This is a genomic window from Neisseria blantyrii (genome assembly GCF_962747855.1).
GTDB lineage: Bacteria > Pseudomonadota > Gammaproteobacteria > Burkholderiales > Neisseriaceae > Neisseria > Neisseria viridiae.
The window spans coordinates 285,633-310,829 of sequence record NZ_CAUIZY010000001.1; the positions used below are offsets into that span (position 1 = coordinate 285,633).

A 25,197-nucleotide genomic window follows, 5' to 3' on the forward strand; every position below is an offset into this window, starting at 1 on the left:
TGGAAAATACAGTCAGGCCAAGCGTCCGGATTGACGAAACCTGCCGTCTGATGCAAAAAAAGCAGCTTCTTTACGGGAAGCTGCTTTTGTTTTGAACGGTTTAACGCAGTTCGGAATGGAGTTTGCCCAACAGTGTGGATGCGTCTTTGTCGGCATATGCGCTGCCGTCTTTGTTGAGCAGGACGATGCGCGAGCCGTTGGCGACAGGCTCGGCATAGACAATCAGTTCCGGCTGTTCGGCAGGTTTCTCCGCTTTGCCTTTGCCCAGCAGGCGTTTGAACAGGCCGGGTTTTTGTTCGGTAACTGCATTGCTTTCGTTCGGGGCTTTTTGAACCAGGAAGGCGTGGTGTTCGGTGTTTTGACCGACGACGGTCAGCCCGATGCGGTCGAGGGCGAGCGCGGTGCGCCGCCAGTTTCTGCCGTAGTCGCCAAAGACAATCAGGCTTTTGCCTTCGATACGCGCCATTTCGTTTGCGGCGGGAAGGATCGGTTTTTTTGCCAATGCGTTTTCCGCCTGCTGTCCGTCAACGCCCAAATATTGCATAAAGCGCGTCAGGAAAGCGGCCTCAAGGTTGGGGTCGGAAGCGGAAGGCTGCCACATGGTCGTGTCTTTGTTTTTGTCGCCATACACTTCTTTCATCGCTTTGTGGGCGAAGAAGATGTCGGAAACGCCGTTTTTGCCCTGTTCGATACGGACGATGAATTTGTCGCGCTCGCCGGTGGAGTAGATGCCGCCCAAACCGACTGTGTCGAAGAGGCGGCGCAAGCTGTCTTGGGGGATTTTGGCACGGTTTTCCGCCCATTCGGTTTCCATTTGTCCGATGGCGGGTTCTTCGGATTTGATGTCGAAGCCGTTTTCCTGCCAAAAGGCTTTCAGAAGCGGCCAGATTTCGGCGGGGGATTTGCCGTCAACGACAAGCCAGCGTTGGCTGCCGTCGCGCTCAAGGCGGACGCCTTTGACGCTTTTCAATACCTCGGCATCGGCAGGCTGTTGGACGGCGGGTGTGCGGCGTTTTTCCAAATCGCTGGCGCGGACGGCTCCCGAACCGGCAGGCAGGCGGTAGAGGTTGCCTTGGTCTGGGTTGTTTAAGTCGGGCGGGACTTCGAGTTTCACCGAACGGTTCGACTGGCTTTGATAGTCAAGCTTGGGCTGCTCGGTCGTGCTGCCGGTGCAGGCAGTCAGTCCGATGAGGAGTAGTGCGGAGATTACAGGTTTGATATGGGTCATCGTGTCATCCTGTGTGATGGATATTAAAGTGTTTGTTGCGTTATGCCGTCTGAACGCTTCAGACGGCATGGCTATATTTAAAGTTGTCCTGAGGCTTTCAGGGCGGCGCGGACTTTTGCCTGTCCGCCTTCCGTCAGAGGAACGAGCGGCAGGCGGACGTGCGGTTCGCATCTGCCCAAGGCGGATACCGCCCATTTCGGTGCGGCGGGGCTGGGTTCGCAGAACATGGTGTCGTAAATCGGAATCAACCGGTCGTTGAGTTCGCGTGCGAGGGCAATGTCGCCTTGCAGCGCGGCGCGGCACATATCGGCAAAGAGCTTGGGTGCGGCGTTGGCGGCTACGGTAATAACGCCGTGCCCGCCGCAGAGCATGAACGGCAGGGCGGTGTGGTCGTCGCCGGAAAGGACGGCGAAGCCTTCGGGCGCGCGGTTGATAAGTTCGATGTTGCTGCCGATGTTGCCGCTGGCTTCTTTCACGCCGACGATGTTGGGGATTTCGGCAAGGCGCAGGATGGTTTCGTTGTTCATGCTGACGACGGTTCTGCCGGGCACGTTGTAGAGTATCATCGGAATCGCGGCGGCTTCGGCAACGGCTTTGAAATGGCGGTACATGCCTTCTTGCGAAGGTTTGTTGTAGTAGGGGACGACGGAGAGGGTGTAATCCGCCCCGGCTTTTTCGGCGGCTTGGGAAAGGGCGATGGCTTCGACGGTGTTGTTCGCCCCTGTGCCGGCGATGACGGGGATGCGTTTGGCAACGTGTTTGACGACAGCTTCGATGACGGCGGTGTGTTCTTCGACGGAGAGGGTGGCGGATTCGCCTGTCGTGCCGACGGCGACGATGCCGTCCGTGCCGTTTTCAATGTGCCAGTCGATTAAGTCGCGGAGTTGTTCGTAATGGATGCTGCCGTCTTGATTCATCGGGGTAATCAGGGCAACCAGGCTACCTTGTAACATACAGAACCTTTTATCAGTTGTGGTGTAGGGGGCGGTAATGCTTCCGATTGTAGCCTACTTTACCGCAGGTGTGAAATCCGGCGGGTTGCGGATGTGGGGCGTTTGCGCCGAAAGGTATGGGGGAAATTGATTTTTCCTGTTTGAAATCATTTTATTATGTCCGACGGTTTATGCCGGTGCCGTCGGATTTATAGTGGATTAAATTTAAACCAGTACGGCGTTGCCTCGCCTTGCCGTACTATTTGTACTGTCTGCGGCTTCGTCGCCTTGTCCTGATTTAAATTTAATCCACTATAAAATGTGGTAAGCGTGTGGGGCAGGCGGATGCCGTCTGAAATGCAAATTGAAGCCGTGCGGCAGATTCGCTACAATCCGCGCTTGGATTTTTCAACCTTTAAAATAAGGAAATACAATGAGCGGTCAGTTGGGAAAAGGTGCGGATGCGCCTGATTTGGTGTACGGTTTGGAGGATAGGCCGCCGTTCGGCAATGCGCTGTTGAGCGCGGTTACCCATCTTTTGGCGATTTTTGTGCCGATGATTACGCCCGCGCTGATTGTGGGCGGTGCGCTGGAACTGCCGGTGGAGATGACGGCGTATCTCGTGTCGATGGCGATGGTTGCGTCGGGTGTCGGCACTTATTTGCAGGTCAACCGCTTTGGGCCGATCGGTTCGGGGATGTTGTCCATCCAGTCGGTGAATTTCTCGTTCGTTACAGTCATGATTGCGCTCGGCGCAGGGATGAAAGAGGGCGGTTTGACTAAGGATGCGATGATTTCGACGCTCTTGGGCGTATCGTTTGTCGGCGCGTTTTTGGTGTGTTTCTCGGCGTGGCTTCTGCCGTATTTGAAAAAAGTGATTACGCCGACGGTCAGCGGTGTGGTGGTGATGCTGATCGGCTTGAGTTTGGTACACGTCGGTATTACCGATTTCGGCGGTGGCTTTGGCGCGAAGGCGGACGGCACGTTCGGCTCGATGGAAAACTTGGGGCTGGCGTCGCTGGTGTTGCTGATTGTGTTGATATTCAACTGCATGAAAAACCCGCTGTTGCGGATGAGCGGCATCGCGGTCGGTCTGATTGTCGGCTACATTGTCGCGCTGTTTTTGGGCAAGGTGGATTTTTCCGCGCTGCAAAACCTGCCGTTGGTTACGCTGCCCGTACCGTTTAAATATGGTTTTGCTTTCGACTGGCACGCGTTTGTTGTGGCGGGCGCGATTTTCCTGTTGAGCGTGTTTGAGGCGGTCGGCGATTTGACGGCGACGGCAATGGTGTCCGATCAGCCGATTGAAGGCGAGGAATACACCAAACGCCTGCGTGGCGGCGTATTGGCTGACGGCTTGGTGTCGGTGATTGCGACGGCTTTGGGTTCGCTGCCGCTGACGACGTTTGCGCAAAACAACGGCGTGATTCAGATGACCGGCGTGGCTTCGCGTCATGTGGGCAAATATATTGCCGTGATTTTGGTGCTGTTGGGTCTGTTCCCCGTTGTCGGTCGCGCGTTTACGACGATTCCGAGTCCGGTGTTGGGCGGCGCGATGGTTTTGATGTTCGGCTTGATTGCGATTGCGGGCGTGCGGATTTTGGTCAGCCACGGCATCCGCAGGCGCGAGGCGGTAATTGCGGCAACGTCGGTCGGTTTGGGCTTGGGTGTCGCGTTTGAGCCGGAAGTGTTTAAAAACCTGCCCGTCTTGTTCCAAAATTCTATTTCCGCCGGCGGCATCACGGCAGTCTTGCTGAATTTGGTCTTGCCCGAAGATAAAACCGAGGCGGCGGTCAAGTTTGATACCGACCACTTGGAACACTGATTTTGAAAATGAATGCCGTCTGAAACAGAATCCCTGTTTCAGACGGCATTGTTTTTGAGGCTTACGCTTTTTCGTTTTTCAATACGCGTTGCCGGCGGGTTTCGCTTAATACCATTCCGGCAGACACGGAGACGTTCATGCTTTCGACCGTGCCGAACATGGGTATGGACACCAGCATGTCGCAGTGTTCGCGCGTGAGGCGGCGCATACCGTCGCCTTCGTTGCCCATTACCCACGCCGCGCTGTCGGGCAGATTGCAATGGTAAAGGTCGGCGTCGCCGCCCATGTCGGTGCCGATAATCCAGATGCCGTATTCTTTCAGCTCGCGCAGGGTGCGGGCGAGGTTGGTTACGGTGATGTAGGGGACAGTTTCCGCCGCGCCGCAGGCGACTTTGCTGACGGTGGCGTTCAGCCCCGCGCTTTTGTCTTTCGGTGCGATGACGGCGTGTACGCCCATTGCGTCGGCGGTACGCAGGCACGCGCCGAGGTTGTGCGGATCGGTGATGCCGTCGAGTATCAGCAACAGCGGCGGTTCGCTGAGGTTTTCCAATACGTCTTCGAGGTGGACGTGGTTTTTGGAAGCGTCGATAAACCCGACCACGCCCTGATGGCGCGCGCCTTTGCTGATGGCATCAAGACGGGTGGTGTCAACAAAATATACGCGGATGTTTTCGTTTGCCGCCTTTTCCAACACTTCGCGCGTACGGGCATCGTTTTTGCCTTCTTGGATGTAGAGTTCGGTAATCGATTTCGGGTTTTGCCACAATCGGGCGTTGACGGCGTGGAAGCCGTAAATAAGTCTTTGATTTGCCATAATGGTGCTTTGTGAAAAGGTTTCAGACGGCATTATAGCAATTTGCCGGTATGCCGTCTGAAGGGTTTAAAACAGGTAGGCGATGTATTTCACCAACAGGATAAACAAGATGGATACGGCGCAGCCGATTTTGAACGCCGTACCGATGACAAGTCCCAACAGTGTACCCAAGCCCGCTTTACCTGCCTGAAGCATATTGCGTCTGTCGATGAGTTCGCCTGCCGCCGCGCCGATAAAGGGGCCGAGTATTAGTCCGGGAAGGGAGAAAAATATGCCGATGATGCTGCCGGCCAATGCGCCTCGAACGGCGAGCCTGCCCGCTCCGGTATATTTTGTCCCCAATATGCCTGCCACATAGTCCGCCAGTATGCCGGCAAGGCTGATGAGTCCGACCGTCCACAAAACACCTGCGCCGTAGATTTGGTAGCCGCCGGAGTAGGCGAGCAGCCATGTTCCGGCAAACATCAATGCCAATCCGGGCAGGGCGGGGTAAACGATGCCTGCCGTGCCGACGGCTATCAGGGCGAGGGCAAGGATGACGGTCAGTACGGTCATAGGTTCAACCTTTTCTTTTGTTTTGGAAAAAACGGCTTAATACGGCGCGGCATTCTTCTTGCAGGATTCCGCCCCGTATGGCGGTGTGCGTATTGAGACGTTTGTCGGCAAACAGGTTGACGATGCTGCCTGCCGCGCCGGTTTTGGGTTCTGCCGCACCGTAGATTACGCGCCTGATTCGTGCCTGTATCAGTGCGGACGCGCACATGGGGCAGGGTTCGAGGGTGATATATATGTCGCATCCGTCAAGGCGGTAGTTTTGCATTTCGCTGCCTGCCTGTGCCAAGGCGTTGATTTCGGCGTGTCGGCTGACATTGCAGTCGGCAATGCAGGTGTTATGTGCCGATGCGATGATTTTGCCGTCTGAAACGATGACTGCCCCGACGGGTATTTCGCCGTCGGCGGCGGATTGTTCTGCTTGGCGCAGTGCTTCGCGCATGAAGTGTTCCATTTCTTCCTGCGGCGGAAAGGCGGCGACGGGCGGATGGTTTTTCAATTCGGCAAGAAGGCAGGCTTTATGCGCTTGGGACATTTCTTGCGGCGGCGTGCCGTCCAGCAGCGATTTGAGTTGCCACAGCGTGCTTTTCGTGAGGGTCAAACCTGATGCCTTCAATAACAAGAAGGTTTGAACCGCACCGGTCTGACGCAGGTCGGCAAGCGTGCGTATGCCCAGACGGTGGAGGGCTGCAAGGGTTTTTGGGGCGAGCGGCGGCGTGGTCAGCATAGTTTATGCACCGAAAAACCGTTTTGCCGCCTCAATCAGGCGCGTGCCTGAAGTGCCGTCTGAAAACGGGTCGGCAACGCAGTCTAAAGGTGTTTTGCGCAACCAAGTCAGTTGGCGTTTGGCAAGTTGGCGCGTGGCGGCAATGCCTTTCTCGACAAATGCCGGGAAATCGGTTTTTCCGTCCAGATATTCCCACGCCTGACGGTAGCCGACGCAGCGGATGGCGGGGGAGTCCGGAGACAGCTCGGGATAGAGGCGGCGCAGGTTTTCTACTTCGCCGATAAAGCCCTGTTCAAGCATCAGGTGGAAACGCAGGGCGATGTTTTCATGCAGGCGGGCGCGGTTTTCGGGAATCAGGGCGGCGGTATGCAAATCGAAGGGGAGTGTATGGGAGGTTGGGCTGCCAAGGTGCGTACTCATTGGTTTGCCGGTTAAATAATAAACTTCCAAAGCGCGTTCGATGCGCTGGCTGTCGTTCGGTTTCAGACGGCATGCTGTTTCAGGGTCGACTTTTTGCAGGGTGCGGTAGAGAAAATCCAAGCCGTACATCTGTTTTTGTTCGTTCAAGTCGGCACGCAGGCAGGCATCGGCCTCGGGCAAATCGTTCAAACCTTGGGTCAGGGCGCGGAAATACATCATTGTGCCGCCGACAATCAGCGGATATTTCCCACGTGCAGTGATTTCGCCGACCAGACGCGTGCAGTCTTCGACAAAACGGGCGGCACTGTATGTCTGAACAGGCGTAATGATGTCGATAAGGTGGTGTGGGACAAAGGCGCGTTCGGCGTGAGACGGTTTCGCCGTGCCGATGTCCATATCGCGGTAAACCAGCGCGGAATCGAGGCTGATGATTTCGACCGGCAGGGTTTCGGCGATTTTGAGGGCGAGCGCGGTTTTGCCGCAGGCGGTCGGCCCGAGCAGGGCAAAGGCTTTCGGGGTCGGCATAATGTTTCGGGTTTGGAAAAATACGGATTATAGCGGAAAGCGTGCCGACGTTATATTTTGGTTTGCGGAACCGCCCATTGTCTGTCGGTGAAGTCGTAGATTTTTTGTATGTCTTTCAAAATGCGTTCGAAATCTATACCCAGGTCTTTCAGCCTGCCGGAGCGGATATCGAACACCCAGCCGTGGACGGTAGGATAATGCTCGTTCAGATAGTGTTTTTGGACTTCCGCCATTTTGATGATGTTGATGCATTGTTCCTGAACGTTCAGTTCGACCAAACGGTCGTAGCGTATGTTTTCGTCGTCAATCGCGTCCAGCTCTTCGCGGTGCAGCCGGTACACGTCGCGGATGTTGCGCAGCCACGGGTTCAACGCGCCGTAGTCGCAGGGTTGCATGGCGGCTTTGATGCCGCCGCAGTTGTAGTGTCCGCAGACGACGATGTGTTTGACTTTCAAATGATCGACCGCATAGCCGACCACGCTGGCAGCATTGATGTCTAGAGGGTTGACCATATTGGCGATGTTGCGGTGGACGAATACCTCGCCCGGCTTCATACCCATCATTTCTTCGGCAGTAACGCGGCTGTCGGAACAGCCGATGTAGAGGTAGTCAGGCGTTTGATTTGCGGAGAGCGTCTCGAAAAAATGAGGGTTGTGCTGCAACTGTTCTTCTGCCCAGCGGCGGTTGTATTCAAAAATGTCCTGTTTGGTTTTGTTCATGTATTTCTCCTTTTGATGCGCGTTTCAGACGGCATTGCCGACAGTCTATGCCCGATGCTGCCGTTAGACAAGGTACGTTCTTGAGGCGATAATGGCGTTTTGCTTTTTTGAAAGCCTTGCAATGTCCCGAAACCTGCTTGTCCGCTGGCTTGCCGTCTGCCTGATACCCTTGGCGACGCTTGCCGTTTTCGCTGCCAATCCGCCCGAAGACAAACCCCAGCATCTGATTAACGGCATCATCCTTGCCTGCGAAGCGACGTTTTTGTTCAAATTCATCCTTTTCGACACCATCAAACATCATTTGAAACAAGAGTTTGATTTGAAACGTCAAACTATGTTTCTGTTTGTTCCGATTGTTTTGCTGGTTGTGTATTTGTTCCACTATTTTGGCGCGTTTTAGCCCGTTTCCGTTATTTCTATGAATACTCCTCCTTTTGTCTGTTGGATTTTTTGCAAGGTCATCGACAATTTCGGCGACATCGGCGTTTCGTGGCGGCTCGCCCGTGTTTTGCACCGTGAACTCGGTTGGCAGGTGCATTTGTGGACGGACAACGTGTCCGCCTTGCGTACGCTTTGCCCTGATTTGCCCGATGTTCCCTGCGTTCATCAGGATATTCATGTCCGCACTTGGCATTCCGATGCGGCAGATATTGATACCGCGCCTGTTCCCGATGTCGTCATCGAAACTTTTGCCTGCGACCTGCCCGAAAATGTGCTGCACATCATCCGCCGACACAAACCGCTTTGGCTGAATTGGGAATATTTGAGCGCGGAAGAAAGCAATGAAAGGCTGCACCTGATGCCTTCGCCGCAGGAGGGCGTTCAAAAATATTTTTGGTTTATGGGTTTCAGCGAAAAAAGCGGCGGGTTGATACGTGAACGTGATTACCAAGATGCCGTCCGTTTCAATACCGAAGCCCTGCGTCAGCGGCTGATGCTTCCCGAAAAAAACGCGCCCGAATGGCTGCTTTTCGGCTATCGGAGCGATATTTGGGCAAAGTGGCTGGACATGTGGCAACAGGCAGACAGCCCGCTAACCCTGCTGCTGGCGGGGGCGCAAATTATCGACAGCCTCAAACAAAGCGGCGTTATTCCGCAAAATGCCCTACAAAACGACGGCGATGTTTTTCAGACGGCATCCGTCCGCCTCGTCAAAATCCCTTTCGTGCCACAACAGGATTTCGACCAACTGCTGCACCTCGCCGACTGCGCCGTCATCCGCGGCGAAGACAGTTTCGTCCGCGCCCAGCTTGCGGGCAAACCCTTCTTTTGGCACATCTACCCGCAAGATGAAAACGTCCATCTCGACAAACTCCACGCCTTTTGGGATAAGGCACACGGTTTCTACTCTCCCGAAACCGCATCGGCACACCGCCGCCTTTCAGACGACCTCAACGGCGGAGAGGCTTTATCCGCCACGCAACGCCTCGAATGTTGGCAAACCCTGCAACAACATCAAAACGGCTGGCGGCAAGGCGCGGAGGATTGGAGCCGTTATCTTTTCGGGCAGCCTTCCGCATCCGAAAAACTCGCCGCCTTTGTTTCAAAGCATCAAAAAATACGCTAGAATAGCGCGTTTTACGACAACCGATTTGATTGGAAAATCACAATGAAAACAGCACAAGAACTGCGCGCCGGCAATGTATTTATGGTCGGCAACGATCCTATGGTCGTTCAAAAAACCGAATACATCAAAGGCGGCCGCTCTTCCGCCAAAGTCAGCATGAAACTGAAAAACCTGCTGACCGGCGCGGCTTCCGAAACCATTTACAAAGCCGACGACAAATTCGACGTGGTCATCCTGTCCCGCAAAAACTGTACGTACAGCTATTTTGCCGACCCGATGTACGTCTTCATGGACGAAGAATTCAACCAATACGAAATCGAAGCCGACAACATCGGCGACGCGTTGAAATTCATCGTTGACGGTATGGAAGACCAATGCGAAGTTACCTTCTATGAAGGCAACCCCATTTCTGTCGAACTGCCCACCATCATCGTACGCGAAGTCGAATACACCGAGCCTGCCGTTAAAGGCGACACTTCCGGCAAAGTGATGAAAACCGCGCGTCTGGTCGGCGGCACCGAAATCCAAGTGATGTCTTACATCGAAAACGGCGATAAAGTCGAAATCGATACCCGCACCGGCGAATTCCGCAAACGCGCCTGATTTGCCGCATTGAAAAATGCCGTCTGAAAACGTTTCAGACGGCATTTTTTTATCTTCGTCCCAAGTTTGGATTGAAGTAGATATTTTTTTCGTAAACGACAATACGCGTGATTTTGCCATTTTCGTCAAAATGGATGTCTAAAAACGGTTTGTCGGGATTGCGTTCACGGTTGGACAGCCGGAAGAGTGATTGGTTTTCAAGCATTTCTCCGTGTATTTTCAGATAGCCGGGCAATTGGCCGATGTATTGGAAATTGCCGCCAAGTCCGTTGTTGTGCCGGCTCAAATAGGCAGATGTTGCCGAAACTTCAAAATAACGTGCGCGTTTCGGTTCCTCGCCTTGTCCGCGGGTTTCTTGACTGCCCTGTGTCAGCAGCAGCGTCGCTTCTCGGAGGCGGCGTTCCTGTTCCATTATGGCATCTTGTGCCTGCCGGCTGATGGTGCGCGTTCCGTAATGCAAGTCTTCAATTGCCTGTATGATTTTCTGATGGTAGTCGGGATCTTCAGGGCTGATGTCGGGAAACAGCAGCCGCTGTATGTTGTCATAGCCGCCGCCGGGTAAGCCGAAACGGGTTTCCAGTTCGTGATGGGAAAGGGCAAACAGACAGTCCGAGTCGATGTGTTCGGCGATTTGCTGCATGAGATCGTCAATGCCGGCGGCGGGGTGTAGGTCGGTGCAATTTGAAGGAGGCGAGCTTTCTGCCTGTTTGACGTTATCAGGGGCGGATGCGGCCGGTTTCAAATCGGATTGGGGCGAAGCGGCAGATGCCGGGGACGAAGCGGCGGATGTGCCGATTTCTTTTGTTTTATCTTTTTTGCTCGGGGAACACGCGGTCAGCATCATTGCGGCAAACCATAAGAGAAGTGATGAGGTTTTGTTTCTCATTCTATTGTTTCCAATATTAAAAAGGCCGTCTGAAACCTGCTGTTTCATTTTTCAGACGGCCTGTTGTTAATAGAACCGAAGAACCTGTTATTGCCGACAAGGTTCTCAACTTATCTTACCCGACGCGGTAAAACGCAAGGCTGCCCAAAAGGTTGGGGAAATGTTTAACCTGTCTGTTGCCCGTCATCACGGCGCGCTCAAGCACGCGGATGTTGTTTTTGGCGCACAACAAATCAAAATCTTTGAGCGTACACCAATGGATATTGGGCGTGTCGTACCAATGGTAGGGCATACGTTCGGAAACCGGCATATGTCCGCCGAGTGCGATTTGGACGCGGTTGCGCCAGTAGCCGAAATTCGGGAAGCTGACAATCGCCTGTTTGGCAACGCGCATCAGGCAGCGCAGGATTTTTTCGGTATTCTGCATCGCTTGGATGGTCTGGCTCAACACAATCACATCAAAACTTTGATCGTTGAATGCGGTTAAACCTTCTTCCAAATCGGCTTGGATAACATTTACGCCGCGCGACATCGCGGCAATCACGCTGTCGGTGTCGATTTCGATGCCGTAGCCGCTGCATTTTTTGTGTTCGACCAAGGCGGCAAGCAGTTCGCCGTCGCCGCAGCCCAAGTCCAAGACGCGGCTGCCTTCGGGTATCCGGTTGTAAATCAGTTGCAAATCATCGCGCAGGTTCATTGCTGACATTCCTTATAAACGTTGTCCATATAGGCGGCGACCGCGCGCATATAGGCTTCGTCTTCCATTAAAAAGGCATCGTGCCCGTGTGCGGATTTTACTTCGATATACTGCACCGGCTTTTGTGCGGCAATCAGGGCCTTGACCAGTTCGTGCGAACGTTCGGGCGCGAAACGCCAGTCGGTGCTGAAGCTGGCGACAAAGAATTTTGCCTGCACATCCTGCACGGCGCGGGTCAGGCTGTTGCCGAAATCCGCCGCCGGATCGAAATAGTCCAAAGCCTTGGTCATCAGCAAATAGGTGTTGGCATCAAACCGCCCGACGAATTTGTCGCCCTGATAGCGCAGATAGGATTCCACTTCAAATTCAACGCCAAAGCCGTATTGATAGCCGTTTGAACGCAAATCGCGTCCGAATTTTTTGCCCAAACCGTCTTCGGCAAGATAAGTGATGTGTCCCATCATACGGGCAATCCGCAAGCCCCGTGCGGGAACGGTATTGTGGCTGCGGTAATGTCCTTCGTTAAAATCGGGATCGGTCAAAATCGCCTGACGCGCCACATCGTTGAACGCGATATTTTGCGTGGACAGTTTCGGCGCAGACGCAATCACTAAGGCATGGCGCACGCGCTCGGGATAGGAAATCGTCCACTGCAAAGCCTGCATACCGCCCAAGCTGCCGCCGACAACCGCCGCCCATTGCCCGATGCCAAGATAATCGGCAAGCGCGGCTTGGGATTTTACCCAGTCCTTCACTGTAACCACCGGAAAATCCGCGCCGTATTCCCTGCCCGTTTCAGGATTGATCGACAAAGGTCCGCTGCTGCCGTCGCAGCCGCCCAGATTGTTCAAACCGACCACGAAAAAACGTTCCGTATCAATCGGTTTGCCGGGTCCGACCATATTGTCCCACCAGCCGGCATATTTATCCTCCGCCGAATACCTGCCTGCAACGTGATGGTTGCCCGACAGCGCATGGCAGATTAAAACCGCATTGTTTTTTTCGGCATTCAGCTCGCCGTAGGTTTCAATCATCAGATCGAAACGCGGCAAAGTTTTACCGTTTTCCAAAACCAGTGGCATCTCAAACGGAATTTTTTGGGGCGTTACAATGCCCACCGAGGCATTTTGACTCATATCCTGTTCCAACAAATGCGGCGAAAAGCGTTATTATATAGCAAACGGCATGACTTTTTGACACGGTCGGACAAGCAGCCTGACGCGCTGAAACATTCTTCCCCATGCCGCCGCAACCGATCCATACTTTTTCAGACGACCTCCACCGCTTCCCTATATGATAGGCAGACTTTTCCGTATTTTTTTCTTTTTCGCACTTGCCGCGCTGATTATCAACCGCCTTTTCAGCCGCAGGCAGAAACGCGCCCTGCGCGAAGTCGCCAAAATTAGCGCATGGGTACTGCTTGGCGCAGCTGCCGCGACGCTGTTTTGGTATTTGGTCATGCTGTATTTCAAACACATTCCGGATTCGTATTGACGGAAAAAATGCCGTCTGAAACGCATTTTTCTGTTTCAGACGGCATATTTGATGAAAAGGGCTTGCGGTAGGAGGTGCTTTATAGTGGATTAAATTTAAACCAGTACGGCGTTGCCTCGCCTTAGCTCAAAGAGAACGATTCTCTAAGGTGCTGAAGCACCAAGTGAATCGGTTCCGTACTATTTGTACTGTCTGCGGCTTCGTCGCCTTGTCCTGATTTTTGTTAATCCACTATACAACCGAAGCAGGAAGGGCAGGGGGGGGTCAGCGTTGGCGGGCTTTAAAACGCGGATTGCTTTTGCAGATGACGTAAACTTTGCCTTTACGTCTGACAATCTGACAGTCGCGGTGGCGTTGTTTGGCGGTTTTGAGTGAAGACAGAACCTGCATTATTTGTCCTTTCTAAACGAAGACATGACGGATTGGAAACGTTGGTTGAATTTGCTGGCACGGCCTTCGGTATTGACGTTACGCTGTTTGCCGGTATAGACGGGATGGGATGCGGAAGAAGTATCCAGCGAAAACAGTGGATATTCTTTGCCGTCTGTCCAAACCATCGTTTTTCCGTGTGTTTCGGCGCAAGAACGAATCAGCCAGCCTTCATTGGCACTGCTGTCGAAAAAAAGAACGGTCCGGTAATTGTCAGGATGAATATTCGGTTTCATATATTGCCTTGCTTGGAGTGTTATAACATAACAAACTCTAGCATAATTTAGAAGGGTTGTACAAGGAAAGCGTATGGTTTTTGCTAAATATTAAAAATTTTCATCATAAACCTGAAAATTTTGAAATTGACTCATATTCGGTGCAACCTTATCATACCGCCTAAAACATCATATAAAAGATAATAAAAGGTACGCAGCCATGAATTACGCAAAAGAAATCAATGCGTTAAATAACAGCCTTTCCGATTTGAAAGGCGACATCAACGTTTCGTTTGAATTTTTTCCACCGAAAAACGAGCAAATGGAAACGATGCTGTGGGATTCCATCCACCGTCTGCAAACCCTGCATCCCAAGTTCGTATCCGTAACCTACGGCGCAAACTCCGGCGAACGCGACCGCACGCACGGCATCGTCAAACGCATCAAACAGGAAACCGGCTTGGAAGCCGCGCCGCACCTGACCGGCATCGATGCATCCCCCGACGAATTGCGCCAAATCGCCAAAGACTATTGGGACAGCGGCATCCGCCGCATTGTCGCCCTGCGTGGCGACGAGCCGCCCGGTTACGAGAAAAAACCGTTTTATGCCGAAGACTTGGTCAAACTCCTGCGCTCCGTCGCCGACTTCGACATCTCTGTGGCGGCATACCCCGAAGTGCATCCCGAAGCGAAATCCGCACAAGCCGACCTGATCAATTTGAAGCGCAAAATCGATGCGGGCGCGAACCACGTCATCACCCAATTTTTCTTTGATGTGGAACGCTACCTGCGCTTCCGCGACCGCTGCGTGATGCTGGGTATCGATGTGGAAATCGTCCCCGGTATTTTGCCTGTTACCAACTTCAAGCAGCTCGGCAAAATGGCGCAGGTAACCAACGTCAAAATCCCAAGCTGGCTGTCGCAAATGTATGAAGGTTTGGACGACGACCAAGGCACGCGCAACCTCGTCGCCGCCAGTATCGCCATCGATATGGTCAAAGTCCTGTCCCGCGAAGGCGTGAAAGATTTCCACTTCTATACGCTCAACCGCAGCGAGCTGACTTACGCCATCTGCCATATTTTAGGCGTGCGCCCTTAAAGCTGAAAACGGCTTCAGACGGCATCCGAGGCCGTCTGAAAAGCAAAACGCCGCCCCATCCGAGTCATTCTGATTTACAATACCGGCCGATTCGGATTGAACCGGTCCTTACAAAATCCAACTGGAGAGTTCAACATGACAACATTACATTTCTCAGGCTTCCCGCGTGTCGGCGCCTTCCGCGAATTGAAATTCGCACAAGAAAAATACTGGCGCAAAGAAATCAGCGAGCAAGAATTGCTGGCTGTTGCTAAAGACTTGCGCGAGAAAAACTGGAAACACCAAGCTGCCGCCAACGCCGATTACGTTGCCGCAGGCGATTTCACTTTCTACGACCACATCCTCGACCTGCAAGTTGCTACCGGTGCCATCCCTGCCCGTTTCGGCTTCGACAGCCAAAACCTGTCTTTGGAACAATTCTTCCAACTGGCGCGTGGTAACAAAGACCAATTCGCTATCGAAATGACCAAATGGTTCGACACCAACTACCACTACTTGGTGCCTGAATTCCACGCCGATACCGAATTCAAAGCCAACGCCAAACACTACGTTCAACAGCTGCAAGAAGCCCAAGCTTTGGGCCTGAAAGCCAAACCGACCGTTGTGGGTCCGTTGACTTTCCTGTGGGTCGGTAAAGAAAAAGGCGCAGTCGAATTCGACCGTCTGAGCCTGTTGCCTAAACTGTTGCCTGTTTACGTTGAAATCCTAACTGCTTTGGTTGAAGCCGGTGCCGAGTGGATTCAAATCGACGAGCCTGCTTTGACTGTTGACCTGCCTAAAGAATGGGTAGAAGCATACAAAGACGTTTACGCTACTTTGAGCAAAGTAAGTGCCAAAATCCTGTTGAGCACTTACTTCGGTTCTGTTGCCGAACACGCCGCGTTGTTGAAAGCACTGCCTGTTGACGGCCTGCACATCGACTTGGTACGCGCTCCTGAGCAACTGGACGCATTTGCCGACTACGACAAAGTTCTGTCTGTCGGCGTGATCGACGGCCGCAATATTTGGCGCGCCAACCTGAACAAAGTTTTGGAAACTGTCGAGCCTCTGCAAGCCAAACTGGGCGACCGTTTGTGGATTTCCAGCTCTTGCTCCCTGCTGCACACTCCATTTGACTTGTCAGTTGAAGAAAAACTGAAAGCCAACAAACCCGACCTGTACTCTTGGTTGGCATTCACCCTGCAAAAAACCCAAGAATTGCGCGTTCTGAAAGCCGCATTGAACGAAGGTCGCGATTCCGTTGCCGAAGAACTCGCCGCCAGCCAAGCCGCTGCCGATTCACGCGCCAACAGCAGCGAAATTCACCGTGCAGACGTTGCCAAACGCCTTGCCGACCTGCCTGCCAACGCAGACCAACGCAAATCACCGTTTGCCGACCGCATCAAAGCGCAACAAGCATGGTTGAACCTGCCCCTGCTGCCGACGACCAATATCGGTTCTTTCCCGCAAACTACCGAAATCCGCCAAGCGCGCGCAGCCTTCAAAAAAGGCGAACTGTCTGCCGCCGATTACGAAGCCGCGATGAAAAAAGAAATCGCCCTGGTGGTTGAAGAGCAAGAAAAACTGGACTTGGACGTACTGGTACACGGCGAAGCCGAGCGTAACGACATGGTTGAATACTTCGGCGAATTGTTGAGCGGTTTTGCATTCACCCAATACGGCTGGGTACAAAGCTACGGCTCACGTTGTGTTAAACCACCGATCATCTTCGGTGACGTAAGCCGTCCTGAAGCCATGACCGTGGCTTGGTCTACTTACGCTCAAAGCCTGACCAAACGCCCGATGAAAGGCATGTTGACCGGCCCTGTAACCATTCTGCAATGGTCTTTTGTCCGCAACGACATTCCACGCTCTACCGTGTGCAAACAAATCGCACTGGCTCTGAACGACGAAGTATTGGATCTGGAAAAAGCAGGCATCAAAGTCATCCAAATCGACGAACCTGCCATCCGTGAAGGTCTGCCTTTGAAACGTGCCGATTGGGATGCTTACCTGAACTGGGCGGGCGAATCTTTCCGTCTGTCCTCTACCGGTTGCGAAGACAGCACTCAAATCCACACCCATATGTGCTACTCCGAGTTTAACGACATCCTGCCTGCGATTGCTGCAATGGATGCGGACGTGATTACCATCGAAACTTCTCGTTCCGATATGGAACTCCTGACCGCGTTCGGCGAGTTCAAATACCCGAACGACATCGGTCCGGGCGTTTACGACATCCACAGCCCGCGCGTACCGACAGAAGCTGAAGTGGAACACCTGCTGCGTAAAGCCATCGAGGTTGTTCCGGTTGAGCGTCTGTGGGTGAATCCTGACTGCGGCCTGAAAACACGTGGCTGGAAAGAAACTCTGGAACAACTCCAAGTGATGATGAACGTAACCCACAAACTGCGTGCCGAACTGGCTAAATAAGCAGGGATAACCTGATCGGATGCCGTCTGAATACTTTTCAGACGGCATTTCTGTTTTCAAATGAGCGTAGGGGAGTTTCTAAGAATTTTTCTCAAATAAGACTTGTTTTTTTTAGGCATAGCTTTATATACTGTAAAAGTTGGTCGAGGTTGGTGATTAATAGTTTTGAATAATTAATATTATTTGAACTATAAATTATACAAATCGACTTATTCGGGGTAGAATGCCCAGCGATTCACAATCATTTCTTAAACCTATCTATTAAGGAGCTCAAAATGGCTTTGCAAGATCGTACCGGTCAAAAAGTACCTTCCGTAGTATTCCGCACTCGCGTCGGCGACACTTGGAAAGATGTGTCTACCGATGATTTGTTCAAAGGCAAAAAAGTAGTCGTATTCTCCCTGCCCGGCGCATTTACTCCGACTTGTTCTTCTTCACATCTGCCGCGTTACAATGAATTGTTCGGCGCGTTCAAAGAAAACGGCGTTGATGCAATCTACTGCGTATCTGTAAACGATACTTTCGTGATGAACGCTTGGGCTGCCGAAGAAGAATCCGACAACATCTACATGATTCCTGACGGCAACGGCGAATTCACCGAAGGCATGGGCATGTTGGTCGGCAAAGAAGACTTGGGCTTCGGCAAACGTTCTTGGCGTTACTCCATGCTGGTTAACGACGGCGTGGTTGAAAAAATGTTCATCGAGCCGGAAGAACCAGGAGATCCGTTCAAAGTATCCGATGCAGATACTATGCTGAAATTCGTTGCTCCCAATTGGAAGGCTCAAGAGTCTGTTGCCATCTTTACCAAACCCGGCTGCCAATTCTGTGCTAAAGCCAAACAAGCCCTGCAAGACAAAGGTTTGTCTTACGAAGAAATCGTATTGGGCAAAGATGCAACCGTTACTTCCGTTCGCGCCATTACCGGCAAGATGACTGCTCCTCAAGTCTTCATTGGCGGTAAATACATCGGCGGCAGCGAAGATTTGGAAGCTTACTTGGCTAAAAACTGATAGCTGTTTGCTTAAGGCAGTTTGATTAAACTGTCTGATATACCGGATAGAGTTATTCGGGCGGTTCTACACTACCGCTCCGAATAACTCTATATTTATAAGAGGATTTGGATATTGTTGCACTCAATCGAAATTTTGTTTTTATTTATCTGAATAATGTTTTTGATTGGGAAAATATTTAAATGCCGTCTGAAGCCGATATATTCCGTGTCGGCAGTGTTTCAGACGAAAACGGAAGGACAAAGATTATGAAAAAAATTCAAGCAGATGTCGTCGTAATCGGCGGCGGTACTGCCGGTATGGGCGCGTTTCGCAATGCCCGTTTACATTCGGACAATGTTTACCTGATTGAAAACAATGTGTTCGGCACGACCTGCGCGCGCGTGGGCTGTATGCCTTCCAAACTCTTGATTGCCGCCGCCGAGGCGCGCCATCACGCATTGCATACCGACCCGTTCGGCGTGCATTTGGATAAAGACAGTATCGTCGTCAATGGCGAAGAAGTGATGCAGCGCGTTAAATCCGAGCGCGATCGTTTTGTCGGCTTTGTCGTTGCCGATGTGGAAGAATGGCCTGCTGACAAACGCATCATGGGTTCGGCTAAATTTATCGACGAGCATACCGTCCAAATCGACGACCATACCCAAATCACGGCAAAAAGTTTCGTGATTGCTACCGGTTCGCGTCCCATCATCCTGCCGCAGTGGCAGTCTTTGGGCGACCGTTTGATTATCAACGATGACGTTTTCTCATGGGATACGCTGCCTAAGCGCGTTGCCGTGTTCGGACCGGGCGTTATCGGTTTGGAACTGGGTCAGGCATTGCACCGTTTGGGCGTGAAAGTCGAGATTTTCGGCTTGGGCGGCATCATCGGCGGCATTTCCGACCCCGTCGTTTCAGACGAGGCGAAAGCCGTGTTCGGCGAAGAATTGAAACTGCATCTGGATGCCAAAACCGAGGTCAAACTCGATGTAGACGGCAATGTAGAAGTCTATTGGGAGCAGGATGGCGAAAAAGGCGTATTTGTTGCCGAATATATGCTGGCAGCCGTAGGCCGCCGTCCGAACGTTGACAATATCGGTTTGGAAAATATCAATATTGAAAAAGATGCGCGCGGCGTACCCGTTGCCGATCCGCTGACTATGCAGACCAGTATTCCGCATATCTTTATTGCGGGCGACGCGTCCAACCAACTGCCCCTGCTGCATGAAGCCGCCGACCAAGGCAAGATTGCCGGCGATAACGCAGGCCGCTACCCGAATATCGGCGGCGGTTTGCGCCGCAGCACCATCGGCGTGGTGTTCACCAGTCCGCAAATCGGCTTTGTCGGTTTGAAATACGCGCAGGTTGCCGCGCAATACCAACCCGACGAATTTGTCATTGGCGAAGTATCGTTTAAAAACCAAGGCCGCAGCCGCGTGATGCTGGTAAACAAAGGCCATATGCGCCTGTATGCCGAAAAAGCAACCGGCCGCTTCATCGGTGCGGAAATCGTAGGCCCTGCCGCCGAACATTTGGCGCACCTGTTGGCTTGGGCACATCAAATGAAGATGACCGTTCCGCAAATGCTGGATATGCCGTTCTACCATCCCGTTATCGAGGAAGGTCTGCGTACCGCGTTGCGCGATGCCGATGCGAAATTGAAAGCCTGACCGATATGGCAAAACAATGCCGTCTGAAATTTTTTCAGACGGCATTTTATTTTTGGGGATGAGGTTGGGGGTCGGATGCTGATACCGTGTCGGGAAGGGGGTAAAACTAAAAATCTTTCTTTTAATCTGCTGTTTCCACGCGTGTTTGTCAAAATCTATCAGTTTGTTTTTAAAATACACTGTTCAAAATGGGATAAAACAGGTAAATTAACGTTTATGTAACCCAGTGTAGCAATGGGTTTACGGTTTTTGAGTCGATATATAACTACAGAGGAATTGACTATGTCTGTCAAACCGCGTCCTGTTTATCTGGATTTGCCGAACATCCGTCTGCCGATACCCGGGATAGTTTCCATCCTTCACCGCATCAGCGGGGTCGGGCTGTTTATTATGCTGCCTTTCCTGCTGTATTTCCTGTCCGGTACCCTGAGTCAAGAGTCTGCATTTGAAACTTACCGTGCCATTGTTTCCCATCCTTTGGTCAAGCTGGTTTTAATCGGTGTATTGTGGGCTTATCTGCACCATTCTCTCGCCGGTATCCGCTTTTTATTTTTGGATGCACACAAAGGCCTTGAGCTGAATACTGCGCGCAATACCGCTAAAGCCGTATTTGCTTCTGCATTGGTTTTGACTGTCGTTTTGGGAGCGTTGTTATGGTAGAACGTAAATTGACCGGTGCCCATTACGGTTTGCGCGATTGGGCGATGCAACGTGCGACCGCGGTTATTATGTTGATTTATACCGTTGCACTTTTAGTGGTTCTATTTTCCCTGCCTAAAGAATATTCGGCATGGCAGGCATTTTTTAGTCAAACTTGGGTAAAAGTATTTACCCAAGTGAGCTTCATCGCCGTATTCTTGCACGCTTGGGTGGGTATCCGCGATTTGTGGATGGACTATATCAAACCCTTCGGCGTGCGTTTGTTTTTGCAGGTTGCCACCATCGTCTGGCTGGTCGGCTGCTTGGTGTATTCAATTAAAGTAATTTGGGGGTAAGTATGGGTTTTCCTGTTCGCAAGTTTGATGCCGTGATTGTCGGCGGTGGTGGTGCAGGTTTACGCGCAGCCCTCCAATTATCCAAATCCGGTCTGAATTGTGCCGTTTTGTCTAAAGTGTTCCCGACCCGTTCGCATACCGTAGCGGCGCAGGGCGGTATTTCCGCCTCTCTGGGTAATGTGCAGGAGGACCGTTGGGACTGGCACATGTACGATACCGTGAAAGGTTCCGACTGGCTGGGCGACCAAGATGCGATTGAGTTTATGTGTCGCGCTGCGCCTGAAGCGGTGATTGAGTTGGAACACATGGGCATGCCTTTTGACCGTGTGGAAAGCGGCAAAATTTATCAGCGTCCTTTCGGCGGTCATACTGCCGAACACGGTAAACGCGCGGTAGAACGTGCTTGCGCGGTTGCCGACCGTACCGGTCATGCGATGTTGCATACGTTGTACCAACAAAACGTCCGTGCCAATACGCAATTCTTTGTGGAATGGACAGCGCAAGATTTGATTCGTGATGAGAATGGTGATGTCGTCGGTGTTACCGCCATGGAAATGGAAACCGGCGAGGTTTATATTTTCCACGCTAAAGCTGTGATGTTTGCTACCGGCGGCGGCGGCCGTATTTATGCGTCCTCTACCAATGCCTATATGAACACCGGCGACGGTTTGGGTATTTGTGCGCGTGCGGGTATTCCGTTGGAAGATATGGAATTCTGGCAATTCCACCCGACCGGTGTAGCCGGTGCAGGCGTGTTGATTACTGAAGGTGTGCGCGGTGAGGGCGGTATTCTGTTGAATGCCGACGGCGAGCGTTTTATGGAACGCTATGCACCGACGGTGAAAGACTTGGCTTCACGCGACGTGGTTTCCCGTGCGATGGCGATGGAGATCTACGAAGGTCGCGGTTGCGGCAAAAACAAAGACCATGTATTGCTGAAAATCGACCATATCGGTGCCGAAAAAATTATGGAAAAACTGCCGGGCATCCGCGAGATTTCCATTCAGTTTGCCGGTATCGACCCGATTAAAGACCCGATTCCCGTCGTGCCGACTACCCACTACATGATGGGCGGTATTCCGACCAACTACCACGGCGAAGTCGTTGTGCCGCAAGGCGACGAATATGAAGTGCCAGTGAAAGGTTTGTATGCTGCTGGCGAGTGCGCTTGTGCTTCCGTACACGGTGCGAACCGTTTGGGTACCAACTCCCTGCTTGACTTGGTGGTATTCGGTAAAGCTGCCGGCGACAGCATGATTAAATTCATCAAAGAGCAAAGCGGTTGGAAACCTCTACCTGCCGATGCGGGTGAGCTGACCCGCCAACGTATCGAACGTTTGGACAATCAAACCGATGGCGAAAACGTTGATGCGCTGCGTCGCGAGCTGCAACGCTCCGTCCAACTGCACGCCGGCGTGTTCCGTACTGATGAGATTCTGAGTAAAGGCGTTCAAGAAATCATGGCGATTGCCGAGCGCGTGAAACGTACTGAAATCAAAGACAAGAGCAAAGTGTGGAATACTGCGCGTATCGAAGCTTTGGAATTGGATAATCTGATTGAAGTAGCGAAAGCGACTTTGGTGTCCGCCGAAGCGCGTAAAGAATCGCGTGGCGCACACGCTTCAGACGACCATCCTGAGCGCGATGACGAAAACTGGATGAAACATACCCTGTATCATTCAGATACTAATACTTTGTCTTACAAACCGGTACATACCAAGCCTTTGAGCGTGGAATACATCAAACCGGCCAAGCGCGTTTATTGATGCATTTTCAGACGGCATCTGTCTTAGAGGCCGTCTGAAATCTAACCATACCCACATTGAACTGCTTGAATTTATAATACAAAATCATTGGGCAGTTGATGAGAAAAGGAACACTTCTCATGGAAAAAATGAGTTTTGAAATTTACCGTTACAACCCAGATGTTGATGCCAAGCCTTATATGCAGCGTTACGAGTTGGAATTGGAGCCGACCGACGTGAAACTTTTGGACGCTTTGGTACGCCTGAAAGCACAAGACGATACCTTGTCTTTCCGCCGCTCCTGCCGCGAAGGGATTTGCGGTTCTGACGGTATGAACATTAACGGCAAAAACGGCTTGGCGTGTCTGACCGATCTGCGTGGCTTGAAACAGCCGGTTAAAATCCGTCCCCTGCCAGGTCTGCCTGTTATCCGCGACCTGATTGTGGATATGACCCAATTCTTCAAACAGTATCACTCCATCAAACCTTATGTTGTCAACGATAACCCGATTGATGCGGACAAAGAGCGTCTGCAAACTCAGGAAGAGCGTAAAGAGTTAGACGGTTTGTACGAGTGTATTTTGTGCGCCTGCTGTTCTACTGCCTGCCCGTCATTTTGGTGGAACCCTGATAAATTCGTCGGCCCGTCCGGTTTGCTGAATGCTTACCGTTTCATTGCGGATAGCCGCGATACCATCACTAATGAGCGTTTGGATAATTTGAACGACCCATACCGTTTGTTCCGTTGCCACACCATTATGAACTGCGTAGACGTATGTCCTAAACACTTGAATCCGACCCGAGCCATCGGTAAGATTAAAGAGATTATGTTGAAACGAGCCGTTTAAGAAATGATGGTTTTTGACGATATTGCCAAACGGAAAATCCGTTTTCAAACCCGCCGGGGATTGTTGGAATTAGATTTAATCTTCGGCAGGTTTATGGAAAAAGAATTCGAGCATTTGAGCGATAAAGAGCTGTCCGAGTTTTCCGAAATCCTTGAATTTCAGGATCAAGAATTGCTTGCCTTGATTAACGGGCATTCGGAAACGGACAAAGGGCACCTTATCCCGATGCTTGAAAAAATCAGACGGGCATGAGGCATCCGAAATCTGCCTGCGGGCAGATTTCAAAATGCAAAGGCCGTCTGAAGGCAAAGAACGTGCTGCGGATGCAGCAACGTGGGTTACAACTTGCAAAGGAGCGATAATATGTCCAAATCAATCAAACTCAACGTACCGGGTCAGGCAGGCTTGGATCTGCCGGTATTGGAAGCCAGCATCGGGCATGATGTGGTTGACATTCGGGGGCTGACAAAAAATACAGGTTTGTTTTCATTTGATCCCGGATTTGTTTCAACCGCAAGCTGTGAGTCTAAAATTACTTACATCGACGGCGATCAAGGCTTGCTTTATTATCGCGGATACCCCATCGAGCAGCTGGCCGAAAAGTCCGATTATTTGGAAGTCTGCTACCTGTTGATTTACGGCGAACTGCCGACTCCCGAGCAAAAGGCAGAATTTGACAATACCGTCAGCCGCCACACGATGGTGCATGAACAGCTGACTTGGTTCTTCCGGGGTTTCCGCCGCGATGCGCATCCGATGGCGATGATGGTCGGCGTGGTCGGCGCGCTGTCTGCGTTCTACCAAGACAGCTTGGACATTACCAATCCCGAACACCGCAAAATCGCGATTTACCGCCTGATTTCCAAAATCCCGACCATTGCGGCAATGTGCTACCGCTATTCAAACGGTCTGCCGTTCAATTATCCGAAGAATAATCTTTCTTATTCTGAAAACTTCCTTCATATGATGTTCGCCACGCCGTGTGAAGACTACAAACCCAATCCCGTTTTGGCACGCGCGCTCGACCGCATCTTTATTTTGCATGCCGACCATGAGCAAAACGCCTCAACTTCAACCGTCCGTCTGGCAGGGTCTTCGGGTGCGAACCCGTTTGCCTGTATTGCTGCCGGTATCGCCTGCCTGTGGGGTGCTTCGCACGGCGGTGCGAACGAAGCCGTGTTGAAAATGCTGGACGAAATCGGCGATGTGTCCAATGTTGCCGAATATATGGAAGGCGTGAAACAGCGAAAATACCGCCTGATGGGCTTCGGACACCGCGTATACCGCAATATGGATCCGCGTGCCAGCATTATGCGCGAAACCTGCTATGAAGTTTTGAAAGAATTGGGTCTGGAAGACAGTCCGAAATTCAAACTGGCGATGGAATTGGAACAGATTGCGCTGAAAGACCCGTTCTTTATCGAACGCAAACTGTATCCCAATGTCGATTTCTATTCCGGCATCGTCCTGTCTGCGCTGGGCATCCCGACCGAAATGTTTACCGTCATCTTCGCCCTGTCGCGCAGCGTGGGCTGGATTTCACACTGGCACGAGATGATTAGCGATCCTTCGCTGAAAATCGGCCGTCCCCGCCAGCTTTATACCGGTTCGGAACGTCGCGATTATGTGCCGGCAGGCGAGAGGTAACATACATTAATATATTGTCAAACAGGCAATATCAGAGAACCGGATTGTTTCCCGAATCCGTCTGATTGTAGTCGGATGAAATCAATGCAAGCAATCCGGTTTAAAATAGGGTAGAATAAAATGTCTTTTCAGACGGCATCAGTTCAGCCGTCA

27 protein-coding genes and 1 pseudogene are annotated in these 25,197 nt (G+C 51.9%); 15 read left to right on the top strand and 13 right to left on the bottom strand.

Annotated elements, in window-relative coordinates:
- Nucleotides 1-100: 100 nt before the first annotated feature.
- From Q9J80_RS01555 to Q9J80_RS10950, 3 genes and pseudogenes are all read right to left on the bottom strand, one after another.
- The gene (locus Q9J80_RS01555) at nucleotides 101-1,297 is read right to left on the bottom strand and encodes an NlpB/DapX family lipoprotein (protein ID WP_301673657.1); all 1,197 of its coding nucleotides are present in this window, start codon (nucleotides 1,295-1,297) and stop codon (nucleotides 101-103) included.
- A gap of 8 nt (nucleotides 1,298-1,305) precedes the next feature.
- Nucleotides 1,306-2,181 carry a 4-hydroxy-tetrahydrodipicolinate synthase gene (dapA, locus tag Q9J80_RS01560; protein ID WP_301673658.1) on the bottom strand — a complete coding sequence of 292 codons (876 nt, stop codon included), beginning with the start codon at nucleotides 2,179-2,181 and terminating at the stop codon, nucleotides 1,306-1,308.
- Between the two features lie 191 nt (nucleotides 2,182-2,372).
- Nucleotides 2,373-2,483 (bottom strand): annotated as a pseudogene (locus Q9J80_RS10950) (IS5/IS1182 family transposase); the annotation flags it as partial.
- Nucleotides 2,484-2,593: 110 nt separating this feature from the next.
- Between Q9J80_RS10950 and Q9J80_RS01565 the strand changes: the two are divergent.
- Nucleotides 2,594-3,985 (top strand): nucleobase:cation symporter-2 family protein, encoded by a 1,392-nt coding sequence (locus tag Q9J80_RS01565; RefSeq protein WP_301673659.1) that lies wholly within the window; start codon nucleotides 2,594-2,596, stop codon nucleotides 3,983-3,985.
- A gap of 61 nt (nucleotides 3,986-4,046) precedes the next feature.
- Here Q9J80_RS01565 and rlmB read toward each other — a convergent pair whose 3' ends face one another.
- The 5 genes from rlmB to Q9J80_RS01590 all read right to left on the bottom strand — a co-directional run bounded on the left by rlmB (nucleotide 4,047) and on the right by Q9J80_RS01590 (nucleotide 7,742).
- Nucleotides 4,047-4,799 carry a 23S rRNA (guanosine(2251)-2'-O)-methyltransferase RlmB gene (gene rlmB, locus Q9J80_RS01570; RefSeq protein ID WP_197741838.1) on the bottom strand — a complete coding sequence of 251 codons (753 nt, stop codon included), beginning with the start codon at nucleotides 4,797-4,799 and terminating at the stop codon, nucleotides 4,047-4,049.
- Between the two features lie 66 nt (nucleotides 4,800-4,865).
- Nucleotides 4,866-5,354, bottom strand: a complete 489-nt coding sequence (locus tag Q9J80_RS01575; protein ID WP_197741834.1) for a DUF456 domain-containing protein — start codon at nucleotides 5,352-5,354, stop codon at nucleotides 4,866-4,868.
- A gap of 4 nt (nucleotides 5,355-5,358) precedes the next feature.
- Nucleotides 5,359-6,078 carry a tRNA adenosine(34) deaminase TadA gene (tadA, locus tag Q9J80_RS01580; RefSeq protein WP_301673660.1) on the bottom strand — a complete coding sequence of 240 codons (720 nt, stop codon included), beginning with the start codon at nucleotides 6,076-6,078 and terminating at the stop codon, nucleotides 5,359-5,361.
- A 3-nt stretch (nucleotides 6,079-6,081) separates the two neighbouring features.
- A complete protein-coding gene (miaA, locus tag Q9J80_RS01585) occupies nucleotides 6,082-7,023 on the bottom strand; it encodes a tRNA (adenosine(37)-N6)-dimethylallyltransferase MiaA (RefSeq protein ID WP_301673661.1) in 942 nt (313 codons plus the stop codon).
- A 50-nt stretch (nucleotides 7,024-7,073) separates the two neighbouring features.
- Complete coding sequence (locus Q9J80_RS01590; protein ID WP_301673662.1) at nucleotides 7,074-7,742, bottom strand: carbonic anhydrase; 669 nt, start codon at nucleotides 7,740-7,742, stop codon at nucleotides 7,074-7,076.
- A gap of 121 nt (nucleotides 7,743-7,863) precedes the next feature.
- On the opposite strand from Q9J80_RS01590, the gene Q9J80_RS01595 reads away from it, so the two are divergent.
- Genes Q9J80_RS01595 through efp form a run of 3 tightly spaced genes read left to right on the top strand, consistent with a single transcriptional unit; the run spans nucleotide 7,864 to nucleotide 9,912 of the window.
- Nucleotides 7,864-8,142, top strand: coding sequence for a hypothetical protein (locus Q9J80_RS01595; protein WP_301673663.1), 279 nt, complete (start codon nucleotides 7,864-7,866; stop codon nucleotides 8,140-8,142).
- An 18-nt stretch (nucleotides 8,143-8,160) separates the two neighbouring features.
- Nucleotides 8,161-9,309, top strand: coding sequence for an elongation factor P maturation arginine rhamnosyltransferase EarP (earP, locus tag Q9J80_RS01600; protein WP_301673664.1), 1,149 nt, complete (start codon nucleotides 8,161-8,163; stop codon nucleotides 9,307-9,309).
- 42 nt (nucleotides 9,310-9,351) lie between these two features.
- A complete protein-coding gene (gene efp, locus Q9J80_RS01605) occupies nucleotides 9,352-9,912 on the top strand; it encodes an elongation factor P (protein ID WP_002219406.1) in 561 nt (186 codons plus the stop codon).
- Between the two features lie 49 nt (nucleotides 9,913-9,961).
- Here efp and Q9J80_RS01610 read toward each other — a convergent pair whose 3' ends face one another.
- From Q9J80_RS01610 to metX, 3 genes are all read right to left on the bottom strand, one after another.
- The gene (locus tag Q9J80_RS01610; protein ID WP_301673665.1) at nucleotides 9,962-10,798 is read right to left on the bottom strand and encodes an NMB0938 family lipoprotein; all 837 of its coding nucleotides are present in this window, start codon (nucleotides 10,796-10,798) and stop codon (nucleotides 9,962-9,964) included.
- Between the two features lie 115 nt (nucleotides 10,799-10,913).
- The gene (gene metW, locus Q9J80_RS01615) at nucleotides 10,914-11,495 is read right to left on the bottom strand and encodes a methionine biosynthesis protein MetW (RefSeq protein WP_118778209.1); all 582 of its coding nucleotides are present in this window, start codon (nucleotides 11,493-11,495) and stop codon (nucleotides 10,914-10,916) included.
- A complete protein-coding gene (gene metX, locus Q9J80_RS01620; RefSeq protein ID WP_304672795.1) occupies nucleotides 11,492-12,631 on the bottom strand; it encodes a homoserine O-succinyltransferase MetX in 1,140 nt (379 codons plus the stop codon). The genes metW and metX overlap by 4 nt, the downstream gene beginning before the upstream one ends.
- Before the next feature lie 157 nt (nucleotides 12,632-12,788).
- Between metX and Q9J80_RS01625 the strand changes: the two genes are divergently transcribed.
- The gene (locus tag Q9J80_RS01625; RefSeq protein ID WP_199904170.1) at nucleotides 12,789-12,989 is read left to right on the top strand and encodes a protein MIGRI; all 201 of its coding nucleotides are present in this window, start codon (nucleotides 12,789-12,791) and stop codon (nucleotides 12,987-12,989) included.
- 264 nt (nucleotides 12,990-13,253) lie between these two features.
- On the opposite strand, the gene ykgO is transcribed toward Q9J80_RS01625, so the two are convergent.
- Complete coding sequence (gene ykgO / locus Q9J80_RS01630; RefSeq protein WP_002222621.1) at nucleotides 13,254-13,379, bottom strand: type B 50S ribosomal protein L36; 126 nt, start codon at nucleotides 13,377-13,379, stop codon at nucleotides 13,254-13,256.
- Complete coding sequence (locus Q9J80_RS01635; protein ID WP_002217400.1) at nucleotides 13,379-13,654, bottom strand: type B 50S ribosomal protein L31; 276 nt, start codon at nucleotides 13,652-13,654, stop codon at nucleotides 13,379-13,381. The genes ykgO and Q9J80_RS01635 overlap by 1 nt, the downstream gene beginning before the upstream one ends.
- Nucleotides 13,655-13,853: 199 nt before the next feature.
- Between Q9J80_RS01635 and metF the strand changes: the two genes are divergently transcribed.
- The 10 genes from metF to gltA all read left to right on the top strand — a co-directional run bounded on the left by metF (nucleotide 13,854) and on the right by gltA (nucleotide 25,044).
- Nucleotides 13,854-14,732 (top strand): methylenetetrahydrofolate reductase, encoded by an 879-nt coding sequence (gene metF / locus Q9J80_RS01640; RefSeq protein WP_002217399.1) that lies wholly within the window; start codon nucleotides 13,854-13,856, stop codon nucleotides 14,730-14,732.
- Nucleotides 14,733-14,867: 135 nt separating this feature from the next.
- Nucleotides 14,868-17,144 carry a 5-methyltetrahydropteroyltriglutamate--homocysteine S-methyltransferase gene (gene metE, locus Q9J80_RS01645; protein ID WP_304672796.1) on the top strand — a complete coding sequence of 759 codons (2,277 nt, stop codon included), beginning with the start codon at nucleotides 14,868-14,870 and terminating at the stop codon, nucleotides 17,142-17,144.
- Nucleotides 17,145-17,419: 275 nt separating this feature from the next.
- Nucleotides 17,420-18,157, top strand: a complete 738-nt coding sequence (locus Q9J80_RS01650; RefSeq protein WP_014582415.1) for a redoxin family protein — start codon at nucleotides 17,420-17,422, stop codon at nucleotides 18,155-18,157.
- A gap of 248 nt (nucleotides 18,158-18,405) precedes the next feature.
- A complete protein-coding gene (locus Q9J80_RS01655; RefSeq protein WP_301673756.1) occupies nucleotides 18,406-19,809 on the top strand; it encodes a dihydrolipoyl dehydrogenase in 1,404 nt (467 codons plus the stop codon).
- A gap of 282 nt (nucleotides 19,810-20,091) precedes the next feature.
- Nucleotides 20,092-20,469, top strand: coding sequence for a succinate dehydrogenase, cytochrome b556 subunit (gene sdhC, locus Q9J80_RS01660; RefSeq protein ID WP_014581112.1), 378 nt, complete (start codon nucleotides 20,092-20,094; stop codon nucleotides 20,467-20,469).
- Entirely contained in the window at nucleotides 20,463-20,804 is a 342-nt protein-coding gene (gene sdhD / locus Q9J80_RS01665) for a succinate dehydrogenase, hydrophobic membrane anchor protein (protein WP_002217389.1), read from the top strand. The genes sdhC and sdhD overlap by 7 nt, the downstream gene beginning before the upstream one ends.
- Before the next feature lie 2 nt (nucleotides 20,805-20,806).
- Nucleotides 20,807-22,570 (top strand): succinate dehydrogenase flavoprotein subunit, encoded by a 1,764-nt coding sequence (gene sdhA / locus Q9J80_RS01670; RefSeq protein ID WP_025457932.1) that lies wholly within the window; start codon nucleotides 20,807-20,809, stop codon nucleotides 22,568-22,570.
- 119 nt (nucleotides 22,571-22,689) lie between these two features.
- Entirely contained in the window at nucleotides 22,690-23,397 is a 708-nt protein-coding gene (locus Q9J80_RS01675; protein ID WP_002241462.1) for a succinate dehydrogenase iron-sulfur subunit, read from the top strand.
- Between the two features lie 3 nt (nucleotides 23,398-23,400).
- On the top strand, nucleotides 23,401-23,649 hold the full coding sequence (locus Q9J80_RS01680; protein WP_002213764.1) for an FAD assembly factor SdhE: 249 nt from the start codon (nucleotides 23,401-23,403) through the stop codon (nucleotides 23,647-23,649).
- Between the two features lie 111 nt (nucleotides 23,650-23,760).
- Complete coding sequence (gene gltA / locus Q9J80_RS01685) at nucleotides 23,761-25,044, top strand: citrate synthase (protein ID WP_301667776.1); 1,284 nt, start codon at nucleotides 23,761-23,763, stop codon at nucleotides 25,042-25,044.
- The last annotated feature ends 153 nt before the right edge of the window (nucleotides 25,045-25,197 follow it).

What these genes read in the sequence shown, in the direction of transcription:
- Q9J80_RS01555 (WP_301673657.1), bottom strand. Translation starts at nt 1,297, where the DNA reads ATGCCGTCTGAAGCGTTCAGACGGCATAACGCAACAAACACTTTAATA.
- dapA (WP_301673658.1), bottom strand. Translation starts at nt 2,181, where the DNA reads ATGTTACAAGGTAGCCTGGTTGCCCTGATTACCCCGATGAATCAAGAC.
- Q9J80_RS01565 (WP_301673659.1), top strand. Translation starts at nt 2,594, where the DNA reads ATGAGCGGTCAGTTGGGAAAAGGTGCGGATGCGCCTGATTTGGTGTAC.
- rlmB (WP_197741838.1), bottom strand. Translation starts at nt 4,799, where the DNA reads ATGGCAAATCAAAGACTTATTTACGGCTTCCACGCCGTCAACGCCCGA.
- Q9J80_RS01575 (WP_197741834.1), bottom strand. Translation starts at nt 5,354, where the DNA reads ATGACCGTACTGACCGTCATCCTTGCCCTCGCCCTGATAGCCGTCGGC.
- tadA (WP_301673660.1), bottom strand. Translation starts at nt 6,078, where the DNA reads ATGCTGACCACGCCGCCGCTCGCCCCAAAAACCCTTGCAGCCCTCCAC.
- miaA (WP_301673661.1), bottom strand. Translation starts at nt 7,023, where the DNA reads ATGCCGACCCCGAAAGCCTTTGCCCTGCTCGGGCCGACCGCCTGCGGC.
- Q9J80_RS01590 (WP_301673662.1), bottom strand. Translation starts at nt 7,742, where the DNA reads ATGAACAAAACCAAACAGGACATTTTTGAATACAACCGCCGCTGGGCA.
- Q9J80_RS01595 (WP_301673663.1), top strand. Translation starts at nt 7,864, where the DNA reads ATGTCCCGAAACCTGCTTGTCCGCTGGCTTGCCGTCTGCCTGATACCC.
- earP (WP_301673664.1), top strand. Translation starts at nt 8,161, where the DNA reads ATGAATACTCCTCCTTTTGTCTGTTGGATTTTTTGCAAGGTCATCGAC.
- efp (WP_002219406.1), top strand. Translation starts at nt 9,352, where the DNA reads ATGAAAACAGCACAAGAACTGCGCGCCGGCAATGTATTTATGGTCGGC.
- Q9J80_RS01610 (WP_301673665.1), bottom strand. Translation starts at nt 10,798, where the DNA reads ATGAGAAACAAAACCTCATCACTTCTCTTATGGTTTGCCGCAATGATG.
- metW (WP_118778209.1), bottom strand. Translation starts at nt 11,495, where the DNA reads ATGAACCTGCGCGATGATTTGCAACTGATTTACAACCGGATACCCGAA.
- metX (WP_304672795.1), bottom strand. Translation starts at nt 12,631, where the DNA reads ATGAGTCAAAATGCCTCGGTGGGCATTGTAACGCCCCAAAAAATTCCG.
- Q9J80_RS01625 (WP_199904170.1), top strand. Translation starts at nt 12,789, where the DNA reads ATGATAGGCAGACTTTTCCGTATTTTTTTCTTTTTCGCACTTGCCGCG.
- ykgO (WP_002222621.1), bottom strand. Translation starts at nt 13,379, where the DNA reads ATGCAGGTTCTGTCTTCACTCAAAACCGCCAAACAACGCCACCGCGAC.
- Q9J80_RS01635 (WP_002217400.1), bottom strand. Translation starts at nt 13,654, where the DNA reads ATGAAACCGAATATTCATCCTGACAATTACCGGACCGTTCTTTTTTTC.
- metF (WP_002217399.1), top strand. Translation starts at nt 13,854, where the DNA reads ATGAATTACGCAAAAGAAATCAATGCGTTAAATAACAGCCTTTCCGAT.
- metE (WP_304672796.1), top strand. Translation starts at nt 14,868, where the DNA reads ATGACAACATTACATTTCTCAGGCTTCCCGCGTGTCGGCGCCTTCCGC.
- Q9J80_RS01650 (WP_014582415.1), top strand. Translation starts at nt 17,420, where the DNA reads ATGGCTTTGCAAGATCGTACCGGTCAAAAAGTACCTTCCGTAGTATTC.
- Q9J80_RS01655 (WP_301673756.1), top strand. Translation starts at nt 18,406, where the DNA reads ATGAAAAAAATTCAAGCAGATGTCGTCGTAATCGGCGGCGGTACTGCC.
- sdhC (WP_014581112.1), top strand. Translation starts at nt 20,092, where the DNA reads ATGTCTGTCAAACCGCGTCCTGTTTATCTGGATTTGCCGAACATCCGT.
- sdhD (WP_002217389.1), top strand. Translation starts at nt 20,463, where the DNA reads ATGGTAGAACGTAAATTGACCGGTGCCCATTACGGTTTGCGCGATTGG.
- sdhA (WP_025457932.1), top strand. Translation starts at nt 20,807, where the DNA reads ATGGGTTTTCCTGTTCGCAAGTTTGATGCCGTGATTGTCGGCGGTGGT.
- Q9J80_RS01675 (WP_002241462.1), top strand. Translation starts at nt 22,690, where the DNA reads ATGGAAAAAATGAGTTTTGAAATTTACCGTTACAACCCAGATGTTGAT.
- Q9J80_RS01680 (WP_002213764.1), top strand. Translation starts at nt 23,401, where the DNA reads ATGATGGTTTTTGACGATATTGCCAAACGGAAAATCCGTTTTCAAACC.
- gltA (WP_301667776.1), top strand. Translation starts at nt 23,761, where the DNA reads ATGTCCAAATCAATCAAACTCAACGTACCGGGTCAGGCAGGCTTGGAT.